Source organism: Nocardia vinacea NBRC 16497, from assembly GCF_000308835.1.
In the GTDB taxonomy this organism is placed as follows: Bacteria; Actinomycetota; Actinomycetes; order Mycobacteriales; family Mycobacteriaceae; genus Nocardia; species Nocardia vinacea.
The window spans coordinates 48,833-65,254 of sequence record NZ_BAGN01000078.1; the positions used below are offsets into that span (position 1 = coordinate 48,833).

15 protein-coding genes and 1 pseudogene are annotated in these 16,422 nt (G+C 65.5%); 11 read left to right on the top strand and 5 right to left on the bottom strand.

The genetic code is table 11. The features are described from left to right. Positions 1-79: 79 nt before the first annotated feature. Positions 80-658: a DUF2267 domain-containing protein gene (locus ON44_RS09675; protein WP_051181819.1), complete on the bottom strand. Its 579-nt coding sequence runs from the start codon at positions 656-658 to the stop codon at positions 80-82. 84 nt (positions 659-742) lie between these two features. Then, positions 743-2,140, bottom strand: coding sequence for a wax ester/triacylglycerol synthase family O-acyltransferase (locus ON44_RS09680; protein WP_051181820.1), 1,398 nt, complete (start codon positions 2,138-2,140; stop codon positions 743-745). Positions 2,141-2,404: 264 nt separating this feature from the next. On the opposite strand from ON44_RS09680, the gene ON44_RS09685 reads away from it, so the two are divergent. The 7 genes from ON44_RS09685 to ON44_RS09715 are packed head-to-tail and all read left to right on the top strand — an operon-like array spanning position 2,405 to position 10,012. After that, on the top strand, positions 2,405-3,259 hold the full coding sequence (locus tag ON44_RS09685) for an alpha/beta fold hydrolase (RefSeq protein WP_040688263.1): 855 nt from the start codon (positions 2,405-2,407) through the stop codon (positions 3,257-3,259). A gap of 2 nt (positions 3,260-3,261) precedes the next feature. Next, the gene (locus ON44_RS09690) at positions 3,262-4,290 is read left to right on the top strand and encodes a VOC family protein (protein ID WP_040688174.1); all 1,029 of its coding nucleotides are present in this window, start codon (positions 3,262-3,264) and stop codon (positions 4,288-4,290) included. Continuing rightward, positions 4,287-6,020 carry a bifunctional 3-(3-hydroxy-phenyl)propionate/3-hydroxycinnamic acid hydroxylase MhpA gene (gene mhpA, locus ON44_RS09695; RefSeq protein WP_040688175.1) on the top strand — a complete coding sequence of 578 codons (1,734 nt, stop codon included), beginning with the start codon at positions 4,287-4,289 and terminating at the stop codon, positions 6,018-6,020. The genes ON44_RS09690 and mhpA overlap by 4 nt, the downstream gene beginning before the upstream one ends. Positions 6,021-6,046: 26 nt before the next feature. Then, positions 6,047-6,883, top strand: a complete 837-nt coding sequence (locus tag ON44_RS09700) for a 2-keto-4-pentenoate hydratase (RefSeq protein WP_051181832.1) — start codon at positions 6,047-6,049, stop codon at positions 6,881-6,883. Further along, a complete protein-coding gene (locus tag ON44_RS09705; RefSeq protein WP_040688178.1) occupies positions 6,880-7,827 on the top strand; it encodes an acetaldehyde dehydrogenase (acetylating) in 948 nt (315 codons plus the stop codon). The genes ON44_RS09700 and ON44_RS09705 overlap by 4 nt, the downstream gene beginning before the upstream one ends. Further along, positions 7,827-8,837: a 4-hydroxy-2-oxovalerate aldolase gene (gene dmpG / locus ON44_RS09710; RefSeq protein ID WP_040688180.1), complete on the top strand. Its 1,011-nt coding sequence runs from the start codon at positions 7,827-7,829 to the stop codon at positions 8,835-8,837. The genes ON44_RS09705 and dmpG overlap by 1 nt, the downstream gene beginning before the upstream one ends. A 38-nt stretch (positions 8,838-8,875) precedes the next feature. Further along, positions 8,876-10,012 (top strand): amidohydrolase family protein, encoded by a 1,137-nt coding sequence (locus ON44_RS09715; protein ID WP_051181821.1) that lies wholly within the window; start codon positions 8,876-8,878, stop codon positions 10,010-10,012. Here ON44_RS09715 and ON44_RS09720 read toward each other — a convergent pair whose 3' ends face one another. Continuing rightward, complete coding sequence (locus tag ON44_RS09720) at positions 10,013-10,645, bottom strand: TetR/AcrR family transcriptional regulator (protein ID WP_040688181.1); 633 nt, start codon at positions 10,643-10,645, stop codon at positions 10,013-10,015. A gap of 158 nt (positions 10,646-10,803) precedes the next feature. Between ON44_RS09720 and ON44_RS09725 the strand changes: the two genes are divergently transcribed. The 4 genes from ON44_RS09725 to ON44_RS09740 all read left to right on the top strand — a co-directional run bounded on the left by ON44_RS09725 (position 10,804) and on the right by ON44_RS09740 (position 14,676). Continuing rightward, positions 10,804-12,114 (top strand): bifunctional o-acetylhomoserine/o-acetylserine sulfhydrylase, encoded by a 1,311-nt coding sequence (locus ON44_RS09725; RefSeq protein ID WP_051181822.1) that lies wholly within the window; start codon positions 10,804-10,806, stop codon positions 12,112-12,114. A gap of 5 nt (positions 12,115-12,119) precedes the next feature. After that, a complete protein-coding gene (locus ON44_RS09730; protein ID WP_040688182.1) occupies positions 12,120-12,911 on the top strand; it encodes an ABC transporter ATP-binding protein in 792 nt (263 codons plus the stop codon). Then, positions 12,911-13,888: an aliphatic sulfonate ABC transporter substrate-binding protein gene (locus ON44_RS09735; RefSeq protein WP_040688183.1), complete on the top strand. Its 978-nt coding sequence runs from the start codon at positions 12,911-12,913 to the stop codon at positions 13,886-13,888. Before ON44_RS09730 ends, ON44_RS09735 begins: the two co-directional genes overlap by 1 nt. An 89-nt stretch (positions 13,889-13,977) precedes the next feature. After that, on the top strand, positions 13,978-14,676 hold the full coding sequence (locus ON44_RS09740) for an ABC transporter permease (RefSeq protein WP_040688268.1): 699 nt from the start codon (positions 13,978-13,980) through the stop codon (positions 14,674-14,676). Between the two features lie 3 nt (positions 14,677-14,679). On the opposite strand, the gene ON44_RS53955 is transcribed toward ON44_RS09740, so the two are convergent. Together ON44_RS53955 and ON44_RS09745 are read right to left on the bottom strand one after the other, a co-directional pair. Beyond that, positions 14,680-14,958: an aromatic-ring hydroxylase C-terminal domain-containing protein gene (locus ON44_RS53955; RefSeq protein ID WP_373283141.1), complete on the bottom strand. Its 279-nt coding sequence runs from the start codon at positions 14,956-14,958 to the stop codon at positions 14,680-14,682. Then, positions 14,852-16,396 (bottom strand): annotated as a pseudogene (locus tag ON44_RS09745) (FAD-dependent monooxygenase); the annotation flags it as partial. The pseudogene ON44_RS09745 and the gene ON44_RS53955, both read right to left, overlap by 107 nt. Between the last annotated feature and the right edge of the window lie 26 nt (positions 16,397-16,422).

Sequence of the window (16,422 nt, forward strand, 5' to 3'; positions counted from 1 at the left end):
GGAGAGGTTCGCGCTGATCTCGTACTCGCCGAGCAGCGTCAATGTGCGGGTTACCGCTGGACTACCTGTTAAACCGTGGCTAATAGACGGTCTCGTATTTACCGGTCTGATCCGATGGCATACCGGCCAGCCGCTGATCGATGCGCGCGAGCGTATCCGAGAGTGACTCGACCGACCGTTCCAGTCGATCCAACCGGTCGGCCGTGCCGTACCTGGCTGTCTTGGGTGGTGCCGTTTCGGCGGACAACAAGAGCTCGCGCAGTGTGGGTGGCAGTTGTTCGAGGGCGTGCTCCAGCGTGCCGGGGGAGAACCGGTCCCGCAGCGCAGCGCTCAAACAGGTCACCGTAAACGGCACATCGCCGTCGGAGATCGTGGCCTCCGCGGCGAAGAGCTGGACGAATTCGGTTTGGTCGTAGCGTTTCGGGACGTCGCTCGGACGCCAGCCTTCGTAGTAAATGCCGCGCAACAGCTCCGGGAGCTGCGCGCCGAGATGCGCTGCCGCATCCACCGTCAGACGGTCACGCACCGTATGCAACCACGCGCGGAGCACGCGGTATGCGTAGCGGCGATCACTGGTCCCCAGGCACTCCATTACGGTGTCGAGCCAGATTCGCGCTGTCTGTTCGGTGTGGGCGAATGGGTCACCTCCGCGGTTCATTTCGCCTTCCCTTCGGTCTCGTGAATCCACTACCCAGGGTAGGCCGATCGAACCCGTCATATGTGTCATAACCGCAGCTCACGCCTATCCGGCCGTCCCCAGCGCCAGATCGGGCAGCTCCGTGGCGTAGTGGCCTTCGAGTTCGTCGAAGGCGGCACCGAGGTAGCGGGTGAGGCGGGCGACATCGGGGAGGGCGGTGCGGCATGTGGTGAAGCCGAAGTGCAGCCGACCGTCGTAGGACACCGCGGTGATATTGAGTGCTTCTCCCTTGAACAGCAGCGACAGGGGATACATCTCGACCATCCGCGCTCCGGCGAGATAGAGCGGCCGGTCGGGCCCCGGCACGTTCGACACGATCAGGTTGAACGTCGGCCGCATGTGGGTCACGGCGCCGGGTACGAGTTGACGCAGTGTGTGCGGCGCCATGGCGACAATCGCGTAGCCGACCAGTGCCGCATGCGGCAAGGCCGACTGATGTTGCTTCGCCGCCCGCGTCGAGGCGGAGATCCGCGACAGCCGAGTCCCGGCGTCGGGTTCGTCCGTGGCCGTGTCGACGAACATGATGCCGATCGAGCTGGCGGTCGCGGATCCCTCGGGTGCGATGGAGACCGGGCAGCCGAGCACCAACGGCTTGTCGGGTAGATCGGCGATCTCGATCATGTACCGGCGCAGCGCTGTGGCACAGGCGGTGAGCACGATGTCGTTGACGGTGGTATCGCTGCGCTTCGACAACCGCTTGATGCGGTCCAATTCGATTGCGGCCGTGCCGATCCGGCGATGCGGTCCGACCTCGTCGACGTTGACCGGCGATCGCGGTGCCGCGAACGGTCCGACCAGAGGCGAGTCCGTGCATCCGGCACGCCACAGGGTTCTGGTGGCACGCGCAATGGCGGTCAGCAATTCGACTCGACTCGGTCGACGTCGGCCTGCAGTGGCTTTGGTCGGTGATCGGCGAACGGTCGCCCACACCGGGGCGGTGATCGGGGCGTCGGCTTCGGTGGCGAGGGATCGGCCGAAGAGGCGTACCGCGTCGACACCGTTGATCAAAGCGTGATGTGCCTTCAGATAGATGGCGAACCGATTGTCATCGAGTCCATCGATGACGTGCACCTCCCACATCGGTCGCCGAGCATCGAGTCGACTCGAGTGCATGCGTGAAATGAGTTGTGCCAGTTTGTGTTCACCACCAGGTGCGGACAAGACGTGGTGTCGCAGGTGGTAGTCGATATCGATGTGGCCGGTCGCCTCGAGTCGGGTACGGCGCGGGAAGCGGCGATTGCGGAGCAACGACCGGAATCGCGGATCGACATCGCGGTGACACCGGAATGCGGTCACGATTCGCTCGACGACCGCGGTGGCCGGTTCGTCCTGCGCTGCGAAGATCGCCAGGGCCGCGACCTGCATGGGAGTTTCGGGCGATTCGAGCCACATCCAGAACGAATCATCGAAGGTGAGGTGCTTGCGTCGTTTCGGGCGACTCACGGTATTCCCCCTTCGTGCGCCGGGGCGCTCGATAAAGAATTTCGGCGCGACATCGACGGCGCATGATCGGGGTCGTAGGCCCTCGTGATCCGGCTGCATCCGGAGCCGAGGCTGCTCAATCTGATGATGATTTCATCATCTCTGAGAGTGCTCGTCAAATCTGGACATGCGTCATTATGATGTTTTCATCATTTACTCTTGACAGAGACCGCGATCGTGACTGATGATTTCATCAATAACGTCGTGGAGGTAGCTGTGACAAGCATCGACAAGGGGGTCGGCGCCGGACGGACGGTCCGGGTCGACCAGCGTGAGGTCTTCTTCGGCGAGGCCGGATCCGGTCCCGCGGTGGTGCTGCTGCACGGTGGCGGGCCGGGTGCGAACGGACTGTCGAACTATTCGCGCAATATCGAGGCGCTGGCACAGCGATTTCGCGTGATCGTGCCGGATATGCCGGGCTACGGCCGCTCCTCGAAGGTTGTCGATCAGTCCGACCCGTTCGGCGACCTCGCGCGGGCGATCGGAGGTCTGCTGGACGAACTCGGCCTGGACTCGGCGCACCTGGTCGGCAACTCCTACGGCGGTGCCGCGGCGCTGCGGTTGGCGATGGATCGGCCGGAAAAGGTGGGCCGGATGATCCTGATGGGGCCCGGCGGTATCGGTTCCACGCGCGCACTGCCGACCAAGGGCCTGCAGGAGTTGCTCGCCTACTATCCGGGCGGCGGACCGAGCCGGGAGAAGATCACCCGGTTCATCCGCGAGTACCTGGTATTCGACGGCGCCGCTGTGCCCGACGAGCTCATCGAGCTGCGATTCCAGGCCAGCATCGATCCCGAGGTGATCGCGAATCCGCCGCTGCGCCGTCCCTCCGGACCGCTGGCCCTGCGGACGCTGTGGCGGATGGATTTCACCCGGGACTCCCGGCTGCGCGAGGTGGCCCATCCGACCCTGGTCATCTGGGGCGCCGATGACAAGGTCAACCGTCCCGCGGGCGGCCGGATGCTGGCCGATGCGATGCCGAACTGCGACCTGTACCTGGCGGCCGATACCGGTCACTGGGTGCAGTGGGAACGCGCCGAGTTGTTCAACGCACTGGCCACCGCATACCTGGAGGCTTAGCGATGAACGGTTTTCTGCGCCCCGATGCCGATGCCTCGGTGTTCGGCTCAGTGCACATGGGATACGTTGCGGTGCAATCGGATCGGCTGCCGGACTGGCGTCGCTTCGGTGCCGAGGCGATCGGCATGCACGTGGACGAGGTCGATCGCAATGCGCTGCGCATGCGGCTGGACGAGCACACGTGCCGATTCCTCATCGAGCGTGGGCCGGCCGAGGATGTCACCGCACTGGGCTGGCACATCGACGACCACGAGACCTTCGACCGCATCATCGCCCGGGTTACCGATCGCGGTGTCCCGGTCGTCGAGGGCACCTCGGAAGAAGCCGCGCTGCGTGGGGTCGAGCGACTGTGGCGCTTTCCGGGCCCGAAAGGTATTGCGCAGGAGATCTTTACGGCCCCGATCACCACACCCGAACCACTGTGCATGCTCAGCTCCGGATGGGTGACGGGGGAGGCCGGAATGGGGCATGTCGCGATCGTTTCGCGTGAACCGGAAGCGATGCGCGGTTACTACCAAACGGTTTTCGACTCCCGGCTGAGCGACTACATCGATGAGAACGTCTCCGGGTTGAAGATGAAGATCCGATTCCTGCGGGTCAACGAGCGCCACCATTCGATCGCCATCGCCAATATTCGCGGTGTGAAGATCGATCCGATTCGAACTCGGGTGCAGCACATCAATATTCAGTCTGCGACGCTCGACGATATGCTCGCCGCATTCGGGCGGGTCACCGAGCTCGGCTTCCGCATGGCGTGGTCGGTCGGTCAGCACACCAATGACCGCGAATTGTCCTTCTACTGCGTGACCCCGTCCGGCTTCGAACTGGAGGTCGGCTGGAACCCGGTCGTGATCGGACCGGAACTCGAATCCACCTGGGAGCCGACGACTTACCAGGGCATCAGCGTTTGGGGTCACACCACCGTCGGGGAGACGGTGCTGGACAAATTCGCCCAGTTCCGCCAGGCGCTGCGGACCTCGACAACACCGGAGATCACCGTTCCGCAACTGGCAGGAGGACATTCACGATGAGTACCACCGACTACGACGTGGTGGTCGTCGGCCTCGGCCCGACCGGCCTGACGCTGGCCAACCTGTTGGGGCGGCGCGGCGTGCGCGTGCTCGTCCTGGAACGGGAACCGGAGTACTACGGACTCGCGCGGGCGGTCTACACCGACGACGAAGGTATGCGCATCTTCCAAACCGCCGGTGCGGCAGACGAACTCGCGACCGATATGAATGTGGACTCCACCGTGCAGTGGGTGCGCGCGGATGGCCGGGTGCTGGTGCAATTCCATCAGACAGACCGTCCGCTGGGGTGGCCGGTGGTCAATTTCCTGTACCAGCCCTACCTGGAGAACACCCTCGAAAGTGCGCTCGGGCGTTATCCGCATGTCACCGTCCGCCGCGGACGTGAGGTCGTCGATTTCGACCAGGACGAATCCGGGGTGAGCGTCGAACATGGCGAGTGCCGGGGCACCGGATACGGCAACCGCGCACCGGATACCAATCCGAGGACCGCCGAGCGAGTGCGCGCGAAATTCCTGGTCGGCTGCGACGGCGGCCGCAGTGTGGTTCGCACCGAGCTCGGTATTGATATGAGCGGGACCAGCTTTCCCGAGCGTTGGCTCGTGGTGGACCTGAAGGCCAAGGACGGTATCGACGCATTCCGGCATCTGCCGTATTTCAACTTCGTCTGCGATCCGGCAATGCCGGTCGTGTCCTGCCCACAACCGGGTGGGCATCACCGCTTCGAGTTCATGCTGACCGAATCGCAGACCAAAGAGGAGATGGAAGATCCGGACAACGTCCGTCGCCACATTGCTCGCTATGTCGATCCGGATGAGGTCGAGGTGTTGCGCAAGCTGGTCTACACCTTCAACGCCGTGGTCGCCGACCGGTGGCGGGATGGGCGGATCCTCATCGCCGGTGACGCCGCGCATATGACGCCGCAGTTCGTCGGGCAGGGCATGAACTCCGGGGTGCGCGATGCGGACAACCTGTCGTGGAAGCTCACCGCAATCCTCGAACAGGGTGCGGACCTGCGGATTCTGGACAGCTACGAGTCCGAGCGGCGGCCGCACGCCAAGGCGATGATCGATTTCTCGGTCCTGAACAAGAACATCGTCTCCTTCGACAACAAACTGGTCGCGGCGGCCCGGGATATCGCACTCACCACCGCGCTACGAGTGCCCGGGCTGGGTGGCTGGATTCGCGCCGCGAAGATGAAACCGGCACCGCGCTTCCGTCGCGGCGCCTACCTGGGCCTACCTCGGCGCGGGCTGCGTGGAGTCGAGGGCACGATCGCCCCACAACCGGATGTACGAACCTACGACGGACGGCATCGGCGGCTCGACGATGTGCTCGGCCTCGGGTTCGCGGTGGTCGGTAATGGGGTCGACCCGCGCGCCGTGCTCGGTGCCGACGACCTGGCGAGGTTGCGGGTCTTGGGCGCTCGTTTCGTCACCGTGTATCCGCTCGGCGGGCGACCACAGGGGGTACCCGGTGACGGCCGCGCCGCCGGCGACGACTATGCCGATATCGAAGACCACACCGGCGCTTTGACTTGCTGGTTCGCCAAGGCGAGCGTCCGGACCGGCGGCGTGGTGCTGCTGCGGCCGGACAAGTTCGTCTTCGGCACCGCCGGTGCCGGGCGCGGCGCGTCCTTGATCGCCGAACTCTTCCGACAGCTCACCGGGTCGCTTCCGGCACCGCCGCAATCGGATTCGGTCCCGACCCGCCACCTCGAGGAGGCTCGATGAACACGACAGCATCGCGAAGCGATTCGATGAGGGGTGGTGGCCGGGCGACGGGCGGCCCTGTGACCGATTCCCCGGCAGTGCGTGCCGCGGCCGAACGTCTGGCCGGCGCCACGACGACCGGAGCGCCGATCGCGCCGGTCCGGGACCTCATCGGCCCCGACGATGTCGAACTGGCATATGCGGTGCAGCGCATCGGTGTCCAGCACCGGGTGGCCGCCGGTGCCGAGCTCGTCGGACGCAAGATCGGACTCACCTCTCCGGCGGTCCAGCAGCAGCTCGGGGTGGATCAGCCCGACTTCGGCGTGCTGTTCGACGATATGAATGTCACCGAGACGCCTGCGGCACAACGGCCGCCGCTACTGCAACCGAAGATCGAGGCCGAACTCGCCTTTGTCCTGTGCGCCGACCTCGATGACGAGCAGTTGGACGCGATCAGCGTCCGCGGGGCGGTGGACTACGCGGTCGCCGCATTGGAGATCGTCGACAGCCGCATCGCCGACTGGGATATCAGCTTCGCCGATACCGTCGCCGACAACGCGTCCAGCGGCTGGTTCGTTCTCGGCACCGAGCGGCTGTCACTGGCCGAGTTCGAACCGCGTGAGATCGCGATGAATATGGCGATCGACGGTGAAATCGTCTCCACCGGAACAGGTTCCGCGTGCCTCGGCGATCCGCTCAACGCACTGGTCTGGCTGGCCCGCATCGCCCGTGACTTCGGCGACCCACTGCGCGCCGGCGAGATCGTCCTGTCCGGTGCGCTCGGCCCGATGGCCCCGTTGCATCCGGGTGCCCGGGTCCGGTCCGAATTATTCAGTGGCACACAGACACTCGGTTCCGTCGACTTCATGCTGGAGGAAATATGAGCCGCACCAAAGTTGCCGTCATCGGCTCGGGCAATATCGGCACCGACCTGATGTTCAAGGTGCTACGGCTATCGGAAACCCTCGAGGTGGCCGCTATGGTCGGCATCGACCCGGACTCCGACGGACTGGCCCGTGCCGACCGGCTCGGCGTACCGACCACCGCGAGCGGTGTCGACGGACTCATCGCCATGCCGCATTTCGACGAGATCGACATCGTTTTCGACGCCACCTCCGCCGGCGCGCACCGCGCCAATGCCGCCGCGCTGGAGCCGCACGGGAAACGCCTGATCGACCTGACCCCGGCCGCGATCGGCCCCTTTGTCGTGCCTGCGGTCAACCTGGACCAGCACCTCGCCGCCCCCAACGTGAATATGGTGACCTGTGGCGGCCAGGCCACCATCCCGATCGTCGCGGCGATCTCCCGGGTCACCGAGGTGCCCTACGCCGAGATCGTCGCCTCGATCGCATCGAAATCCGCTGGACCCGGCACCCGCGCCAATATCGACGAATTCACCGAGACGACCGCGCAGGCGATCGAAGTGGTCGGCGGCGCTACCCGCGGCCGGGCGATCATCATCCTCAATCCGGCCGAGCCGCCGCTGATCATGCGCGACACCGTACTCGCGCTGATCAGCGATCCGAGTCCGGAAACCCATGCGGCCGTGCGGGAATCGATCGAGTCGATGATCGCCGAGGTCGCCGCCTATGTGCCCGGCTACCGGCTCAAGCAGGACATCCAGATCACTCCGGCCACGCAGTCGGAGACTCTTGTCGGCGATACCGTTGTCACCCATCAGGTCTCGGTATTCCTCGAAGTCGAAGGCGCGGCGCACTACCTGCCGTCCTACGCCGGAAATCTCGACATCATGACCTCGGCCGCGTTGCGCGTCGCCGAACGCCTTGCCGCAGCACCCGTTTCGGTGCCAATCCGGGAGAGTGTGTAATGACAGAAGTATTCTTGCAGGACGTGACGCTGCGCGACGGCATGCATGCGCTGCGCCACCGAATCACCCCGAAAAACGTTGCCGCAGTTGCCGCGGCGCTCGATGCCGCGGGCGTCGACGCGGTGGAGGTCGCGCACGGCGACGGTCTGCACGGCGGCAGCCTCACCTACGGGCCGGGCAGCCACACCGATTGGGAGTGGATCGAAGCCGCCGCGGGCGCATTGCGCCACGCTCGGCTGACCACGTTGCTGCTCCCCGGCATCGGCACCATCGACGATCTGCGTCGCGCCTACGACCTCGGCGTGCGCTCGGTGCGGGTGGCCACGCACTGCACCGAGGCCGATATCGCCGCTCAGCACATCGCCTTCGCCCGCGAAATCGGCATGGACGTCTCCGGCTTCCTGATGATGAGCCATATGAACACCCCCGCCGGGCTCGCCGCACAGGCCAAGCTCATGGAAGCCTATGGCGCACACTGTGTTTACGTCACCGACTCCGGTGGACGGCTCACCATGGGCGGTGTCCGCAAACGTGTGCGCGCCTACCGGGCCGTGCTGGACGCGGACACCGAGATCGGCATCCACGCGCATCAGAATTTGTCGCTGTCGGTCGCCAATAGTGTTGTCGCCGTCGAGGAAGGCGTGACGCGCGTGGACGCCTCGCTGGCCGGGCTCGGCGCGGGTGCGGGCAATACGCCGCTCGAGGCATTCGTCGCGGTCGCCGACCTGCAAGGCTGGAAGCACGGTGCGGACCTGAACCGGCTCACCGATGCCGCCGACGATCTGATCCGACCGCTGATGGAGCGACCGGTGCAGGTGGACCGGGAAACGCTGACCCTCGGCTACGCGGGTGTGTACTCGAGCTTCCTGCGCCACGCCGAAAAGGCCTCCGCCACATATGGAATCGACGTGCGGACGCTGTTGACCGAGGCTGGACGCCGCGGTCTGGTCGGTGGGCAGGAAGACATGATCGTCGATATCGCACTCGATCTGACCGCTGTGGCGAGATGACGAGGGACTGCTGGCATGAACATGAAAGGCGAAGTTCTGTGAACGATCCTCGTGCCGAGGCCCCGCGGGCGGTCAGTCGTCGACGCGCACTCGGTAGCGTTGTTGCCGGCACGTTCGGTGCGGCTGCGGTGGCGTCGATGCCGAATGCCCAGGCGGCCCCGGCCCGTGCCCAGCAGCCCCCGCCGTCGGGCACCTACCGCATCGACCTGCACGCGCACTTCCTGCCGCCGGATTACCATGCCGCCCTGCTGGAGCACGGTCACCTCACCATCGGCGGCTATCCGACACCGCAGTGGTCGCCGGAGGCGGCGGTGGCCTTCATGGACTATTACGGCATCCAAGCCCAAGCGCTGTCGGTATCGGATCCGGGGGTGTCGTTCCTGGCTGGTAAAGAAGCCAGCGATATGGCCCGCTACTGCAATACCTATGCCGCCGGGCTGTTCCGATCCAATCCCACGCGGTTCGGCGCGTTCGCCGTGTTGCCGATGCCCGATATCGCGGCCTCGATCACCGAGGCGATCTACGCACTGGATGAACTGCACCTCGACGGTGTGATCCTGCTGTCGGCCTATGACGGTGTCTACCTGGGTGATCCGCGCTTCGAACCGCTGATGATCGCGTTGAACCAGCGCAATGCCTACGTCTTCGTGCATCCGGCCGCCATTCCCGAGACCGCGAAGCCGAAGCTGCCGCTGCCGGACTTCCTGGAGGAGTTCACCTTCGACACCACGCGCGCGGCGACCATGATGATGGTCACCGGAATGACCCAGCGCTATCCCAACATTCGCTTCCAACTCGCCCACGCGGGTGGTGTGCTGCCGTTCTTGTCCCACCGTGTCAGCGTCGCCTCGCAGACGGTGCTCGGCGAGCTGTGGCCGCAGGATCTGCCGAAACCGTCGGTGCTGGATATGAAGAACCAGATCTCGCGGTTCTACTACGACACCGCGCTCAGTGGTTCGGCCGCCGCCATGGCCGGCACACTCGCCGTGACAAACCGTGACCATATCGTCTTCGGTTCCGATTGGCCCTTCAGCGCGCTCACGCTCCCGCAGAGCGGTTCGCACGATCCCGCGCCCGGACTCAGCGAGATCTTCGATGCCGATCAGCGCATGGAGGTCGAACACCACAATCCACTGCGGCAACTGCCGCGACTGGCCGCAGCGGTCAACGGCTGATCACAGCTGGGGCTGCGGCGGTAATTCGCTGGATACCAGTTTCTGCGCCGAGCGCTTGTTCATACCGAACATCCGCAGCACATGCAGGGTCATCTCGTCGGTGAGCGCCCCGGCGTCGGCCTCGGGCCGGGCGTCCAATAGTTGCAGCAGTCCCAGCAGCGCCCCGCCCGCGGCCATCAGCGCCATATCCGGGTCCATCGGCTCGAACCGGCCCGCCTCCTGGGCGGCCGTGATGTCGCGGCGTGCCCGCGGGCCCAGGCCCTCGTCGCGCAGCAGCACCGATGTACCGGAATTCAGGATCACCCGCACGCCCTCCGGGATCTGGCGCTGCAACCGCCCGGTCATCCGGAAGCTCACCGCGAATACCTCGGCCGGATCGTCGTACATGGCGACGATCTCGTCGCGCATCTCGCTGTAGATCTGCAGTACCGACCGCACGGCCTCGTCGAACAACTGCTCCTTGGACTGGAAATGGTTGTAGAACGAGCCGAATCCGACATCGGCGGCATCGGTGATCTCCTGGATGCTGACCGCGGATCGTCCCTCCGACAGGAACTTCCGCGCCGCCCCGATCAGCGCATTGCGCGTCCGCTCGCGCCGCCTGTCGATGCGGTTGCCCACCACACCCGTCACCGTGTCCTCTTTCCCTCGATTCCGTTATCGGAATCGTATCTGATAAAAGGATCAGAGTCGATTGCGAACCTGGTTTCCGGTGCTGATCGGGCCCGGATTCGGTTCCGGCTGAATGTAACTCTCGACGCCGTGCCGGGTGCTTCCTAGTGTCCGTTGATGTGACCACCAGCGACCAGACCCAGGCCGACCCGAGCGCCGACTGGAGCTTCGAGACCAAGCAGATCCATGTCGGACAGGCGCCGGACGGCACGACCAATGCCCGCGCCCTGCCGATCTACCAGACCACCTCCTACACCTTCCGGGATACCGCGCACGCTGCGGCGCTGTTCGGTCTCGCCGAGCCGGGCAATATCTACACCCGCATCATGAACCCGACCCAGGATGCCGTGGAGCAGCGCATCGCGGCGTTGGAGGGCGGTGTCGCGGCGCTGCTGCTGGCCTCCGGACAGGCCGCGGAGACCTTCGCGATCCTCAATATCGCCGGTGCGGGCGATCACATCGTGTCCAGCCCGCGGCTGTACGGCGGCACCTATAACCTGTTTCGCTACTCGCTGCCCAAACTGGGCATCGAGGTCAGCTTCGTCGACGATCCAGATGATCTGGACCAGTGGCGCGCGGCGATCCGGCCGAATACCAAGGCGCTGTACGGCGAAACGATCTCCAACCCGCAGAACCACATCTTCGACATTCCCGGCATCGCTGAAATCGCCCATGCCGCAGGCGTTCCGCTGATCCTCGACAACACCGTCGCGACGCCGTATCTGATCCAGCCGCTCGCCCACGGCGCCGATATCGTGGTGCATTCGGCGACAAAGTATCTGGGCGGCCACGGTGCGGCCATCGCGGGCGTGATCGTCGACGGCGGCACCTTCGATTGGACCGGCGGCCGCTTTCCTGGCTTCACCACGCCGGACCCGAGCTACCACGGTGTGGTGTACGCCGATCTCGGTGCTCCCGCCTATGCCCTCAAGGCCAGGGTGCAACTGCTGCGCGATCTCGGCTCGGCCGTCTCGCCGTTCAATGCCTTCCTGATCAGCCAGGGTCTGGAGACGCTGAGTCTGCGGATCGAACGGCATGTGCAGAATGCCAAGGCAGTGGCGGACTTCCTCGCGGCCCGTCCGGAGGTGACCTCGGTGTCCTACGCCGGGCTGCAGTCCTCCCCGTGGTACGAACGCGGGCGCACCCTCGCGCCCAAGGGCGTCGGCGCGGTGATCGGCTTCGAATTGGCCGGTGGGGTCGATGCGGGTAAGCGTTTCGTCGAGGCGCTCACGCTGCACAGCCACGTCGCCAATATCGGCGATGTGCGTTCGCTGGTAATCCATCCGGCCTCGACCACCCATTCCCAGCTGACTCCGGAAGAGCAATTGGCGGCCGGTGTCACCCCGGGCCTGGTCCGTCTCGCGGTCGGCATCGAGGGGATCGACGATATCCTCGCCGATCTCCGCACCGGATTCACTGCCGCGCAGTAGTCGACGTGTCACCCACTGCCAGTCGTGCCGCCGGGGTCGCATTGCGCGGCCTCGGCCGCAGTTTCGGCGCCCATACCGTCCTGCGCGATATCGACTTGCAGATCGCGCCGGGTGAGGTGATCGCGCTGGTCGGTCCGTCCGGCAGTGGGAAATCGACACTGCTGCGGGTCATCGCCGGGTTGGACGAGCCGACCGAGGGCGAGGTCGTGCTGGACGGTCGGCCGATGCGCGGCATCGACCCGCGCTGCGCGGTGGTTTTCCAGGAGCCGCGGTTGCTGCCGTGGCGCAACCTCGCGGGCAACGTCGCATTGGGTCTGCCACCGACCATCTCGCGGGCCGAAGGCGAGGCCGAGGTGCGGCGCGGGCTCGAGATCGTCGGCCTGGCCGGATTCGAGGGACATCGGCCGCGACAGGTGTCCGGGGGGATGGCGCAGCGAACGGCATTGGCCCGTGCGCTGGTTCGGCATCCGGGTGTGCTGCTGCTCGACGAGCCGTTCGCGGCGCTGGATGCGCTGACCAGGCTGCGAATGCAGGACCTGCTCGACGAGGTGCAGCGCGCCGCGGGCATCACGGTTGTACTCGTCACCCATGATGTGGACGAGGCGTTGCGCCTGGCCGACCGTGTTGTCGTACTCGAAACCATCAGTGGTGAAACGGGTTTCACAATCGGCGCGGCGCTGGAGGTATCCGCCGATCGGCCTCGTGACGATACCGACCCACAGTTGGCCGCACTGCGGCTCGACCTACTCGAACGACTCGGCGTTGCACGCCGCGCCCCCGTCAAGGAGACACTCTGATGCGACGACCGATCATCGTCCTGGCAGCAGTCGCGGCGACTGTGGTGACGCTGCTTTCGGGTTGCGCGGAGGGCGAAAAGTCCGGCGCGGCCGGGGCGGATGAGGTGCGGCTGGACTACGCCTACTACAACCCGCTGAGCCTGGTCATCCGGGACCAGCATCTGCTGGAGAAGTCCGGTGCCAAGGTGACCTGGGTGTTCTCCGCGGGCAGCAATAAGGCCAATGAAAGCCTGCGCGCCAATGCGATCGATGTGAATTCGACCGCAGGTTCGGCCGCGCTGCAGGCGAAGGCCAATGGCACACCGCTGCAAAGCATTTCGGTCTACAGCAAGCCGGAGTGGACCGCACTGGTCGTCGCGAAGGATTCGCCCATCACCTCGGTGGCCGAGCTGAAGGGGAAGAAGATCGCGGCGACGAAGGGCACCGACGCTTATTTCACACTGCTGCAAGCACTTCAGACGGCCGGTCTCACCGCCAAGGATGTGGAAGTGACCAACCTGCAGCACGCCGACGGCAAGACCGCACTCGAACGCGGTGATGTCGACGCATGGGCGGGTTTGGATCCCTATATGGCGCAGACCCGTCAGGAGCAGGGTTCGCGATTGCTGTACCGCAACGCCAACTTCCAGACCTACGGCGTACTCAATGCCCGCGCGGATTTCATCGCACAGCATCCTGATCGGGTCCAGGCCGTGGTCAATGCCTACGAGCAGGCGAGGGTTTGGGCGCTGGATCATCCGAACGAACTCGCGCAGCTGCTGGCGACGGAGTCGAAGACCTCCCTCGATGTCGCCAAGGAGACGCTCGAGCGCACCGTGCTGAAGGTCGATCCGGTGCCGGGCGAGGCCCAGCGTGCGGTGCTCACCCCGATCGTGCCGATTATCGTGGCCGACGGTGACGTGCGATCGAAGGAAGCCGCCGAGACCGCACTCGGCGCACTCTTCGAGCCGAAATTCGCACAGCAGGCCCTTCGGTGACGGTGACCCCGACCGCGCCGCCGCGTGCTGTGCGCCGGATTCGTTGGGACCGAGTGGCGCTCGGACTGGTCGTGCCCGTGCTGCTGCTATTGCTGTGGCAAGGGGTGACCTCGGCCGGACTGTATTCGTCGAGTCAGCTCGCGCCGCCCGCGGATGTGCTTGCCGCACTGCGGGAATTGCTACAGCGCGACGAACTGTGGAGCCATCTGGCGATCAGCATCCAGCGGGTACTGCTCGGATTCGCCAGTGGGGCACTCATCGCACTGGTGCTCGGCGCGGTGGTCGGACTGTTCGATATCGCCCGCGTGCTGCTGGCGCCGACCGTCGGATTGTTTCGCACGGTGCCGTCGCTGGCGTGGGTACCGCTGCTGCTGTTGTGGCTCGGCATCGGCGAGGAGCCGAAGATCGTGCTGGTGGCCATCGGTGCGTTCTTCCCGATCTGTACGACGACGGCTTCGGCTCTGGCACAGGTCGATCCGCACCTGACCGAACTCGGCCGGGCGTATGGACTTCGCCGGGCCGCGCTGTTGTTCTCGATCCAATTGCCCGCGGTGGCACCGGCGGTCGTCAACGGTCTGCGCCTCGGCCTGGCGAACGGCTGGCTGTTCCTGGTAGCGGCCGAGCTGATCGCCTCGTCGAAGGGACTCGGATTCCTGCTGATCGACAGCCAGAACAGCGGCCGCACCGACATCATGCTGCTGGCCATCGTGCTGCTGGCCTTGCTCGGCAAGATCAGCGACACCGTATTCGCCATCGCGGAAACGAAATTGATCGACAGCCGGTTCTGAAAGTCAGGCGTGCGCGCCGCGGATGCGGTCGACGATGGGAAGCGGGTCGGTCGGGGCGGCGTTGCCGCGCCACGCGACGTGTTGGTCGGGCCTGATCAGCACGAGGTCGCGCTCGTAGAGCGCACGGGCGTGGTCGTCGCGGATATCGACCACGTCGAGGGGAAACGCCGCGCGCAGCTGCGGCGTCCACGAGTCCGGTGACATCGTGTTCGGCGAAGCGCAGCAGGGTGAAGCCGTGGCCCAGCAGGTCGAAGATCGCGCGGTCGTCCGCGAGGTACACACTCGGTGGTCTGGTGCCGGGCCAAGTGCTCGGTACGTATTCGTCCATCCGCTGCGGCGGCGCGTGCCCCTCGGGATCCCGGCAGACGATGGGGGAGTCTTCGTAGCGGTAGTCGAGTTCGATGCCGAGGGCTTCGTTCTCCAGGTTGCCCAGGTCGCTGATCTCGCGGCCGAGTTCGCGCCGGGTGCGTTCGCCGAACCAGCGTTCGCTGTGCATGTTGGTCCAGTCGCTGGTCATGATGGCGCCCCGGACCGCGCTGTGCCTGGCCGAGGCCGCGCGGTTGCGCAGCGCTACGGCGCGTCGCTCGTGCTCGTAGGCCGTGAGCAGGCCGGGGCCACCCCAGCCGTGCAGCTGTGCGGCGAGGACCCAGCCGAGTCCTACCGCGTCGCCGACTCCGGTATTCATGCCGTAGCCCCCGGTGGGCACGACTTGGTGGACGGCATCGCCGGCGAGCCAGACCCGTCCGCGTCCGAAGGAATCGGCGACGGTCAGGCGTGGGGTCCAGAAATTGGCGACCAGGATTTCGATGTCGAAGCGTCGGCCGAATCGTTCGAAGACGAACTCGCGCGGGTCGATCTTGTCGGCGTCGGTGCCGATGCCGAGGGGCGCCTGCAGGGTGAAGGTGTCGCGGTCGTTCTGCGAGATGATGGTCCAGCCTTCGGGGGACTGGAGGTGCCAGACGGTGCCGAAGCGGGTGCGGATCTCGGTATCGGTGGTCGTGAAGTGCACGAGGTAGAACCGGCCGTCCATGGGGCGCTGTCCGGTGGCGCGGAATGCGCGGATCGAGCTCTTGATGGTTCGTCCCGGGCCGAGCTCTTTGACGAGGAGTTTGCGGAGATCGATCTCGTCGAGTCCGATACCGAGTTGCCTCCGGGTGCGGCTGCCTGCGCCGTCGCAGCCCACGAGATATTGCGCGCGGACGGTGCGCGATTGCCCGGTCTCCCCGGATACCAGACGCGCGGTGACACCGTCGGCGTCCTCGGTGAAACTGTTCAGTGCCCAGCCGTAGTGGATGTGTGCGTTGACTCGGGTGTCGAGCTGTTCGCGCAGCGCGGGTTCGAGGATCACCTGGGATACGCGCATGGCGGGTTCCAGCGGGAGGCTGCCGTCATTGCGCTCGCGGATGAGCCGGAATTGTTCGGCGACGCTGGCATATTCGAAGCGCGCCAGCTCCCAGCCGACCGCATTGGTGACCCAGGTGACCCTGGTCCTGGAGTCGTCCGGAATCGCGACCTTGCGCAGTTCGTCGGCGACACCCAACCGCCGGTACAACTCCATGCTGCGGCCATTGGTGATGTCCATTTTCGGATGCCGGGTGCTGGTGGCATTGCGTTCCACGACGACGGTGTCGACACCGTGGCGATCCAGTTCGAGCGCGAGCGTCAGACCTACCGGACCGGCGCCGACCACCAGTACTGAGGTTGTTTCGGCGGGGGTCATCGCGCCGTCCTTTCCGGATCTCTCCA